Here is a 456-nt window from a genome sequence, read left to right as displayed (position 1 = left end):
AAGCTATTATACAAAATGAAGTTCATAAACGTGAACAAGCATACACAGAAAATGAATAACGGATTCACAAATTCATAGAAGAATTAAATAATGAACGCATGGCAATTTTGGAGCATGCCAGCCGCGTACAGTCAACAATGAAAGGAAAACAAGAACAGCTGAGTGATGAATCTGATTTGGTTGCGTCTAAAATTTCAACCAATACTGACAAACTTACGCAAACCCGTTCCCAAACTTTAGAAAAACAGTGTGAACAACATAATCCGAAACAATCCTAAACAGGAGATCGTATAACAAAACAACTCGTTGAAAAAATTAATGAAACGACAGTAAGAATACAGCAAAAGAACACAGAATTTTTCGATGAAATAGGAAATAACTATAATGCTTTTACAGAACGAATTGAGAATAAGCAAAAGCAATTAGAAAAAGCCTTTAATGAAACATCTGCGAAAG

At 33.6% G+C, this 456-nt stretch carries 1 pseudogene; it reads left to right on the top strand.

Going from position 1 to position 456, the window contains the following annotated elements:
• A pseudogene (locus tag J7R05_RS09420) lies at nt 1–456 on the top strand (hypothetical protein); the annotation flags it as partial.

Source organism: Bartonella capreoli (genome assembly GCF_902813205.1).
Lineage (GTDB): Bacteria > Pseudomonadota > Alphaproteobacteria > Rhizobiales > Rhizobiaceae > Bartonella > Bartonella schoenbuchensis.
Note: the sequence above shows the minus strand (reverse complement) of the source record. Positions and strands in the feature narration are given on the sequence as shown.